Raw genomic sequence first — 8,496 nt, forward strand, 5'->3', positions numbered from 1 at the left:
CAGACGGCAGCGTGTCACAACGCCGGCCTCGCGGACGTTTCGCGGCGTCGTCGGATGCGATCAATCATTTCGATCCCCAGACATCCCGGGATCGCCGCGCCCAGGCTCACGAGAAGGAGGTCGGTACTCGGGAGCTCGAAGTCGAAGAAGTCCCGGAGGGGAGGAACGACCAGGCAGCCGAGCAGCCCCAGGTACATGCCGGCGATGATCAGGGCGCGCCTTCGGTCCAGCGGTCGGCACAGGACGAGAAGCACCCAGAGGCCGACGATTGAGACCGAGAGGGCCGAAGCCGTTTGGGCGGCGTCCTGGGTGTTACCGACGCTGAAACGGGCGTACGCGTCAACCGTCAGGATCACGACGGCGACGACTGCGCCGGCCGGGATGGCGAAGCCGAGTGCGCGCCGGAGGAATCCGGGGACGTACCGGCGCTGATTGGGCAGCAATGCGAGGAAGAATGCCGGGATTCCGATCGTGAGGCCGTCGACGGCGGAGAGCTGGCGGGGGAGGAAAGGGAACTCCCAGAGCAGCCCGCCGAAGGCCAGCGCCAGCAGGATGGCATAGGCCGTCTTGGTGAGAAAAAGTTTGGACACGAGTTCGATATTGGCGATCACGCGTCGCCCCTCGGCCACGACGTCGGGCAGATGCGAGAATGCGCCGTCAAGCAGCACAAGTCGTGACACGGCCTTGGTAACGTCAGATCCGGATCCCATCGCTACACCGATATCGGCCTGTTTGAGTGCCAGCGCGTCATTGACCCCGTCGCCGGTCATGGCAACGACGTGGCCCCGAAGTTGCAGGGCCTTCACCATGTCCCTCTTCTGGGACGGAGTCACCCGCCCGAAGACGTGGTGATCCTCCAAAATGGTTCCCAACTGGTCAATATCCGTCGGCAGGTTTCGGGCGTCGTAACCGTCGCCCGTAAATTCGAAGCCCACCTGGCGGGCGACTGCCGCGACCGTGTTGGGGTTGTCTCCCGAGATAACCCGGAGCCCGACCCCCTGTGCACGGAAATAGGCCAGCGTCTGCAGCGCGTCCGCACGGATATGCTCACGCAACGTGATCAGGACGACGGGGCGAAGCCCATCGGGCAGCGGCTCCTCGCCGTCCGGTTCCGGGGCCTTCGACTGTGCGGCGTGTGCGAGAACGACGGTCCGGAGCCCTGAGCGTGCCAGCTCCGAGGCACGGGCGAGGGTATCGACGTCGTCACCGCGGCCCTGGCCCAGAACCATTTCCGGGGCTCCGAGAACCCAGGACCCCGAGACCGCACCCGTGTCAAAGGTGACGGCGCTCCATTTTCTCGCCGACGAGAACGGCACCGTCGACAGAGGGTTGAGCCGTCCTGAAGACGCAAAGTGGGTGCGCAGGGAGCGGGCTGTGGCGTTGGCGTCGGCGGCCGCCCCGAACCAGCCCAGCACGTCTCTCCACTCTGGGCCATCGTCGTCGACGGTTTCGTAGGCCGCGTCGAATGCAATGTCGCCCTCGGTGATGGTGCCGGTCTTGTCCAGGCAGATCACGTCGACTCGGGCAAGGCCCTCGACCGCCGGGAGTTCCTGGATGAGAACCTGATTGCGGGCCAGCTTCACCGCCGCGAGCGCGAAGGCGACACTGGTGATGAGCACCAACCCCTGGGGAATCATGCTGACGGTACTGGCCACGGCGCTGACTATGCCCTGACGCCAGGACCCGGATTCGATGGCAGCGGTCCATCCGCCCAGGGCCTTCATCTGCCCGTTCAGGACCAGCGCCATCAGGGGAATCAGTGCCCAGGTGATCCACCGCACGATGCGATTGATCGCGTTGCGCAGCTCCGAATTCACCAGAGAGAAACGACGGGCCTCCGACGTCATCTTGTGGGCGAAGGAGTCTGCGCCGACCCTGATCACTCGGGCCGTGCCGCTCCCGGCGACGACACCCGACCCGGACAGCACCTGGTCGCCTGGCTGCTTGACCACGGCCTCGACTTCTCCCGTCAGCATCGACTCGTCGATTTCGAGTCTTCCGGCCTCCAGAATCATGGAATTGGCGGGTATTTGGTCTCCTGCGCGAAGTAAGAGAATGTCATCCAGCACAACGTCGGCCACGGCGATATCGGCGGGGGAGCCTGCCCTCATGACTCGTGCGACGGGCGAGTGCACGAGGGTGAGCCGGTCGAGGGCTCGTTTCGCACGGTATTCCTGCAGGACACCGATCAGCACATTGGCGATGACGGCGAAACCGAAAAGTGCGTCTTTCCACTGCCCGAGTGCAAGCAGCAGAAGAAAGCATCCGCCGACAACCGCATTGAAAAGGGTGAAGAGGTTGCCGCGAAGGATCTGACCCAGGGTTCGGCTCGACTTGTCGGGAGCCGGATTGTCCAGACCGGCCAGGACTCGATTCCGCACTTCATCCGGGCTGAGGCCGACGTCGCCCGGCTGCGGCGAGCCCGAGGCGCGGAGGGCCCGGCCATCGTCGGGTGTTTCCGCCCCGAGGTTCCGTCCCTGTTCAGTCATTCGGCCCGCCCGTCAGCGCCCTGGTTCGATACCGCTCAATCTGCCATGGAATTGTGCTGGACGCATGGTGATTGTCGTCCCTGAGTTCGGTGGTGACTGGGCCCAAGCCGTTCTGCCGCGGACGGTGACGATGTCGCCGGGCCGGGCGAGAAAGCCACGTAAAGCACGGTACGGCCCACCTTCCGCTCCGCGTTAATAGCTTCTAGCGCGCCGCTGTATGACGGAAAAATAGCCGGTAGATCCATGACCCGAGGCACCAATGGGTGGTGGTGAGGATCGTGCCTCCCACCGCGACCGCTCCACCCAGAATGAATCCCAACGCTGACAGCCCGTAATGGAACGACACGGCAGAACCCACCAGCAGCACGGTGGACAGCAGGTATGAAAACCGTCGCGGTGTCGGCGTGGGTGGAAGCGCCGGCCCATGAAGTAGACGTCGGATGCCCAAATTGTAAACCAGGTCAAGAATCATGCCGCGGGGGAAGAGCGCCCCGGTGAGCGGAACGATTGCCCCAATTCCCAGAAAAGTGGGCGACTGCAAGGTCAATCCGACAACGATGAGGACGGTTCCCACTGCCGGCGTGAATCGCAGCGGCCACGCGTAGCAGGACTTGGCGTCCTCATCCAGATCGTCAAATCCTTGCTTATCCAGGTTGTTCTTCGTGAAATCAGTGAGTACTGCCATGTCGCCTTCTTCTGGGTGGAAAACACGGTGGATCCGACGTTGACGTCGGGCTGCGCGGGTTGGTTTTCCTGTCGGGAGAGGATCTATTCCTCTCATCGACGGGTCAGGACACCTTCCCTGGTCCTTCGGTGCCTCCGGTGCAGGGCGCGCCCGGTTCCGGCGCGGTAGCGGCGCTCCGGTACTTGGCCAGGAAGGCGGCAAGGCCAGGATCATCCGGAGAGCTGACGTCGAGCTGGACGCCCCAGGCGGATGCGACGATCGGAGACGGCAGGCCCGGGAACGGTGAGAGCACCGCATAGGTGGAGGGGATGTTCTTCCTCAAGGCGGAAAGCTGGTCGCCGGTCACCGCTGCAGCGTCGTAGGTGACCCAGACGGCACCATGCTCGAGAGAGTGCACGGCATCCTCGTTGGAAACGGCCTCGGAGTAGACTCCGCAGTTGAGGAGACCGGCCGAATGGTCGCCGCCCACTGGAGGCAGCGGCTGGTAGTCCACTGTGCCCGTTACGTGCTCCGACGTCTGATTCGGAAAGGTTTGCACCCCATCCACGGCGGCGTCCGTCTTCGGACTCTTCGAGGTTCCGTTGGTCGTCACGACGAGGATGACCACGAGGATGATGGCTGCAGCGCCAGACCACCCGGCCGTGATTGCGATCGTGCGGCGTCGGCGGGATTTAGTCTGTTCGTGCTTGAGCGCTGCGACCTTGACCTCTCGGCGGGCCGCCCGCTGCTCTTTGATGGTGGGTTCGGGGGCGGTGGGCTTCTGGGCCATTTGAGTTGTCCTTTCGAGTGGTGTCTTCGCGTCCGTTGGTCAATGGTCTACCGCAATAAATTGGAGGACACCGAACCAGCTTAGGTGATGGGCGCGGCAACTTCGGCGCGCAGGCGAGCGAGGTCACGTTCGGCTGACCCCTCGTTGTCCTCCTGGTGTCCACGGCCGCGCATCATCAACCACATCATCAGGCCCATGCCGAGGGGGCAGATCAGTACAAGGAAGAGATAGAGATAGAGAACAGGTTGCAAGTTAGGACCCTTCTGTACCTGTAGGCGTGGTGATTTTCGTGAAGTGACGTCGCAGTGCCCGTTTGGACAGCCGTCCGTGCGCGATGAGCCGGCCGTTGGTGATGAGCCCGGGGGTGAACGCAAGACGCTGTTGGAGCGCGAGGGCGCGACCCTCCTCACTCTTCACGTCGACCTCGTCGACGTGAAGAGTGAATTCCTCAGCGAGCTCGGCCAGCACCCTCTTGCCGGCGACGCAGGAGGGGCAATCGTTCTGGGTGAGAAGGGTCAACCTGATCATGCCTTGGTGTCGATTTTCAGGTCGAGCAGCAGCTGGTCGACAGGCACGAACATGGTGTATTCAGGGGCTCCGCCATAGTCGGCGCGCCATGTGATCGTGCCGTCGGGCCCGACGAGGATGAAGCTGTGCCCATTCGTGCTGGTGCCCATCATCCCGAACTCGTTGGTCCGATATTTCTTGGAGGCGGCGAGGTCCGGGTCCGAGAGCACCGGTGTGGTGAGGCCCATGTCCGAGGTTTTCCGGGCGGTCTGTTGCGCCGGGTCGTGTGTGATCGACACAATGGCGTCAATTCCCGCGTCCTTGAGCCTCGCGGCCTCGGCTTCGAGGCTGGTGATCTGGCTCCAGCACGCTTCGCAGGCGAGACCTTCCTGGAAGAAGAGCAGCACGCTCTCGCCGGAGTAGTCGGCGAGGGAGACTTGTCCGCCGGCGTTGTCGTCCAAGGTGAAGCCGGGGGCGACCTGCCCGATCCCGGGGGTGCCGACATCGTATGCCGATCGTGAAGTGCCCCCCGATGCCGCAGCGGTCGTCGCCGGGTTGGCGGTGGCGAACACACTGTATAGGCCGACCAGGACGATTCCGAATATCAGAAGACCGGTGATCCAGCCAAACCAACTCGGGCGCCGGGAGGTGAGTGACGGTGCATCGCGCTTGTCTCGTTGTGCGGAGCTCATTTCGTGTTTTCCTTTCCTACAGATGCAGGCTGATCGGTGGGAGCGGGGGTGCAACAGCTCGAGTTGAGAGCGGCGGCCTCATCCGCCTGATCGGCCTCATCTACTCGCGGATTTGGGGCATCAGGACCAGGTCGTCGGGTGGCTCGCCAGACCAGATAGCCGAAGCCCGCGAGGAGGAGGATCGCGACGAGCCAACCGGGCAGCCAGGCCAGGGCCTTGGTCACGACCGACACGCTATGTTGGAGATCCGCGCCGAACTGGGCGACCCAGCCTGTGGTCGTGCCGGGACCAACGGCGGCCTGAAAGTAGGTGAGGCCGGCCATGGCGAGAAGCAGGAGTGCCGACGCGAAGTTGCCGACGGCCAGTGTGCGGTTGAATCGGCCCAGGTGCAGGGTGATCTGGCGGCCCTGCAGCCACTTGCTCGCGCTCCAGTCCCTGCGGTCCCAGACGATGGCGAGGATGGCCAGGGGGGCGACCATCCCAGCAACGTAGGTCAGGCCAACGGCTAGTGCTGCCGGGAACGAGGCGGTGGCTCCGGAGAGCACGGCCACGCCGATCAGCACGGGGGCGCAGCATGAACTTGCGGCACCGGAGAACACCCCGAGGCCGTAGGTGGATCCCAGGCCGTTGCCGGTGGGGACCCGGCCGGCGAGCATCGGGAGTTGGAGTTTCCAGCCGGCGAGCATCGCGACGCCTCCGATCAGCATCGCCGTTGCGGCGATCGTGAAGACGAGGGTGTGTTGGCCCGCGATCAGCCCGACGAGTGCCGTTGCGCCCAGTCCGATCGGCAGAATGATGGTGGCGACCCCGGCCGCGAAAACGAGTGTCGTGCCGACGATGCCTGAGCGCCGCCGCATGCCCGATGCGAGATAGGCGGGCAACATGACGGAGACGCAGCACGGGGCGAGCAGGGCGACAAGACCGCCCAGGAACGCGGCGAGCAGGGTGCCCCCGAACAACAGATTTTCCATTTTGTTTCGCCTTTACCTCGGCCGTGACCAGCACGGACTTTGACACCTAATCTCCTTAGGAGATTAGGTGATTGAGGCGAAATTGTCTAATGGACCAGCCGAAGCTGAGCGTCAGCTGGTGATGCGGGGCTCGTCCATGCTGTCGACGGCACAAGCGACATGGTTCTGCGGGTTGGTTGGCACGCGTGCCTGAGCGCCGAGTGACGCGCTCACTGCGACGGGAATGGTCGGGCAGAGGGCATGGTCGTCGGTCGTAGCGGCCGTCACGCCGAGAACCAGTGCGGGAGCGGCGAGGACAAGGGCGAGGCCGAGGGACAGTACGGCGACCGGGAACCGCCCTACAGGCCGACGGGGTGGCAGGAGCCGGCGAACGCGGGCGCCCGCACCCGCGCCGCCGGCACCGAGGGCCGCGGCAGGCACCGTGTGCGGGGCTGCGGAGACAACCGAAAGCAGCGCGGCGGCGACGGTCAACCGGTGGGTGCGCGCAGAGGCGACGTCGTCGGCGCGCAACTCGACCAGACGTGCGGTCTCGTCAGCTGCGATGCGAAAAGGGGGCAACCCGGCGAACGCGGCCGCCAGGGCCATGGAGAAGGCCAGGGCCAGGTCATGGCGTTCGGTGAGGTGTGCACGTTCGTGAGCCAGCACCGCGGTAAGTTCGTCCTCGTTCAACGCGTGCAGGGCAGCCGTTGTTACGACCGTGCGCCGGTGCAATCCGGGCATGCAGTACACGGCGGGACGTGCAGAGTCCAGAATGACAATTCCACGCTCGGGATCGGGGCGACCGATCATATCCAGAACCCGGCGGTGTGCGTTCCGTTCCCGAGCCATCCGCGTGCCTGTCGCGGCCAGGAACCAGAGGCACCGCGTCACGACGATTACCGCCAGCAGGGCGCCTCCGAACCCGACCGCGGCTCCGATGGGCGTGGAGTATTGCTGGCGGAGCGCCATTGCGCACGCCGCGAGAAGTTCGCCCATTCCCTTGCCTTTGAGGCCGGCAACGGGGAAGGCCCAGGCCGATCCGGCCAGGGCGAGGGAGCCGACGACCGCGACGGTCAGGGCCTGCCAGGTTGCAATGCCGAGGCGGGGTGCACGATCCGCCCAGGCCGCGTGCCGGAGCAGAGGAGGAACGGCGAGGGAGAGCACGAGCGCATAGCTGGCAAGAATGAGCGCGATGGTCACGAACTGCTGCTTCCCTCACGCGCCTTGGCCAGCAGTGCGTGAAGTTCGTCAGCTTCGTCCCCGGGCATGCTTTCGACAAATCCAACGAGGGCGGCCGCGCGATCCTCGGAGAAGGAGAGCGCCTCCTGGATGAGACCGGCCACGTATTGGCTCTGCGTCGCCGTGGCCGCATAGCGGAAGGCGCGCCCGTCGCGCTCTTTCTCGAGCCAGCCCTTGCGGCTGAGGATCTCGGTCACGGTCTGGACCGTGTTGTAGGCCAAGCCCCGGTCCAGGCGATCGAGAATCTCGCGTACGAGCAGGGGGCCGTCGGCCGCCCAGACCTCGGTCATGATCGCGCTTTCCAGATCGCCGAACTTCGGCATGGTCGATCCCCTTCTTAGGTGTCAAGAGTGTCGCCTGCCTGCGGCCGCCGGACAGCAGCATCAAACAGTCACCTGCCCAGCTTAGCTACCTAAGCAGATTAGGTGAACCAGGGTGGCGCTCACCACGCCGGCCGGAATCCCGGTGTGATGAGCGCCGCACACTTCCTGCCGCGTGGCGAGCTACATGGTGTCGAGGATGGCCTGCATTTTCGCGATCTCCGCGGTCTGGTCAGCGATGATCTTCGTGGCGAGGTCTCGGGCATCCGGGTTCTCACCGGACTTCAACTCGACTGTGGCCATGTCGATGGCTCCCTGGTGGTGCTGGATCATCTGCTGGAGAAAAAGCTTGTCCGCGGCAGGACCGGTTGCCGAGTCGAGCGCGGACATGTCTGCGTCGGACATTGAGCCTGTGCTCATGTCCATTCCCGGCATGCTGTCATCGGTCGCACCCCAGGCCGTGACCCAGGAGTCCATCATGGTGATCTCGGGGCCCTGGGCGTCCTTGATCTGCTGGGCGAGGCTCGTGATGCGGGGATCGACCCCCGTCTTGGCGAGCATTGTTTCGGCCATGGTGATGGCCTGATTGTGGTGCTCGATCATGGGCATGGCAAAGGACACGTCGGCGTCATTGAAGCTGGCGCTCGACGCCGCCGGTGCGGATGCAGTGGGTGCGGTCGCGGAGTCGGTCGAGCCGGTCGAGCAGGCGGAGAGAACCAGGGCGGCGGCGAGGACGCCTGCGGCGGCCAATGGGAAGCGGAGTGAAGTCATGGCAGAAATCCATTCAGTTGAGGTAGTCAGGGGGATCGATCGGGCTCATCACCACGAAATCGACGGCCCGGGGG

10 protein-coding genes are annotated in these 8,496 nt (G+C 64.6%); all 10 read right to left on the minus strand.

Annotated elements, in window-relative coordinates:
• Positions 1-14 precede the first annotated feature (14 nt).
• A complete protein-coding gene (locus tag QMG61_RS15515) occupies positions 15-2,489 on the minus strand; it encodes an HAD-IC family P-type ATPase (protein ID WP_283495239.1) in 2,475 nt (824 codons plus the stop codon).
• Between the two features lie 202 nt (positions 2,490-2,691).
• Positions 2,692-3,174: a DUF4395 family protein gene (locus QMG61_RS15520; protein ID WP_283495240.1), complete on the minus strand. Its 483-nt coding sequence runs from the start codon at positions 3,172-3,174 to the stop codon at positions 2,692-2,694.
• Positions 3,175-3,277: 103 nt separating this feature from the next.
• Positions 3,278-3,943 carry a thioredoxin-like domain-containing protein gene (locus QMG61_RS15525; protein ID WP_283495241.1) on the minus strand — a complete coding sequence of 222 codons (666 nt, stop codon included), beginning with the start codon at positions 3,941-3,943 and terminating at the stop codon, positions 3,278-3,280.
• Between the two features lie 80 nt (positions 3,944-4,023).
• Complete coding sequence (locus tag QMG61_RS15530) at positions 4,024-4,194, minus strand: hypothetical protein (protein ID WP_283495242.1); 171 nt, start codon at positions 4,192-4,194, stop codon at positions 4,024-4,026.
• 1 nt (position 4,195) lies between these two features.
• Positions 4,196-4,471: a glutaredoxin family protein gene (locus QMG61_RS15535; RefSeq protein ID WP_283495243.1), complete on the minus strand. Its 276-nt coding sequence runs from the start codon at positions 4,469-4,471 to the stop codon at positions 4,196-4,198.
• Positions 4,468-5,142 carry a peroxiredoxin family protein gene (locus QMG61_RS15540; protein ID WP_283495244.1) on the minus strand — a complete coding sequence of 225 codons (675 nt, stop codon included), beginning with the start codon at positions 5,140-5,142 and terminating at the stop codon, positions 4,468-4,470. The genes QMG61_RS15535 and QMG61_RS15540 overlap by 4 nt, the downstream gene beginning before the upstream one ends.
• Positions 5,139-6,113, minus strand: a complete 975-nt coding sequence (locus QMG61_RS15545) for a cytochrome c biogenesis CcdA family protein (protein WP_283495245.1) — start codon at positions 6,111-6,113, stop codon at positions 5,139-5,141. The genes QMG61_RS15540 and QMG61_RS15545 overlap by 4 nt, the downstream gene beginning before the upstream one ends.
• A gap of 111 nt (positions 6,114-6,224) precedes the next feature.
• Positions 6,225-7,292 (minus strand): M56 family metallopeptidase, encoded by a 1,068-nt coding sequence (locus QMG61_RS15550; RefSeq protein WP_283495246.1) that lies wholly within the window; start codon positions 7,290-7,292, stop codon positions 6,225-6,227.
• The gene (locus QMG61_RS15555) at positions 7,289-7,654 is read right to left on the minus strand and encodes a BlaI/MecI/CopY family transcriptional regulator (RefSeq protein ID WP_283495247.1); all 366 of its coding nucleotides are present in this window, start codon (positions 7,652-7,654) and stop codon (positions 7,289-7,291) included. Before QMG61_RS15555 ends, QMG61_RS15550 begins: the two co-directional genes overlap by 4 nt.
• A gap of 180 nt (positions 7,655-7,834) precedes the next feature.
• Positions 7,835-8,422 carry a DUF305 domain-containing protein gene (locus tag QMG61_RS15560; RefSeq protein ID WP_283495248.1) on the minus strand — a complete coding sequence of 196 codons (588 nt, stop codon included), beginning with the start codon at positions 8,420-8,422 and terminating at the stop codon, positions 7,835-7,837.
• Between the last annotated feature and the right edge of the window lie 74 nt (positions 8,423-8,496).

Origin of the sequence: Cryobacterium sp. PH31-AA6, from assembly GCF_030063195.1 — a bacterium.
Lineage (GTDB): Bacteria > Actinomycetota > Actinomycetes > Actinomycetales > Microbacteriaceae > Cryobacterium.

What these genes read in the sequence shown, in the direction of transcription:
- QMG61_RS15515 (WP_283495239.1), bottom strand. Translation starts at nt 2,489, where the DNA reads ATGACTGAACAGGGACGGAACCTCGGGGCGGAAACACCCGACGATGGC.
- QMG61_RS15520 (WP_283495240.1), bottom strand. Translation starts at nt 3,174, where the DNA reads ATGGCAGTACTCACTGATTTCACGAAGAACAACCTGGATAAGCAAGGA.
- QMG61_RS15525 (WP_283495241.1), bottom strand. Translation starts at nt 3,943, where the DNA reads ATGGCCCAGAAGCCCACCGCCCCCGAACCCACCATCAAAGAGCAGCGG.
- QMG61_RS15535 (WP_283495243.1), bottom strand. Translation starts at nt 4,471, where the DNA reads ATGATCAGGTTGACCCTTCTCACCCAGAACGATTGCCCCTCCTGCGTC.
- QMG61_RS15540 (WP_283495244.1), bottom strand. Translation starts at nt 5,142, where the DNA reads ATGAGCTCCGCACAACGAGACAAGCGCGATGCACCGTCACTCACCTCC.
- QMG61_RS15545 (WP_283495245.1), bottom strand. Translation starts at nt 6,113, where the DNA reads ATGGAAAATCTGTTGTTCGGGGGCACCCTGCTCGCCGCGTTCCTGGGC.
- QMG61_RS15555 (WP_283495247.1), bottom strand. Translation starts at nt 7,654, where the DNA reads ATGCCGAAGTTCGGCGATCTGGAAAGCGCGATCATGACCGAGGTCTGG.
- QMG61_RS15560 (WP_283495248.1), bottom strand. Translation starts at nt 8,422, where the DNA reads ATGACTTCACTCCGCTTCCCATTGGCCGCCGCAGGCGTCCTCGCCGCC.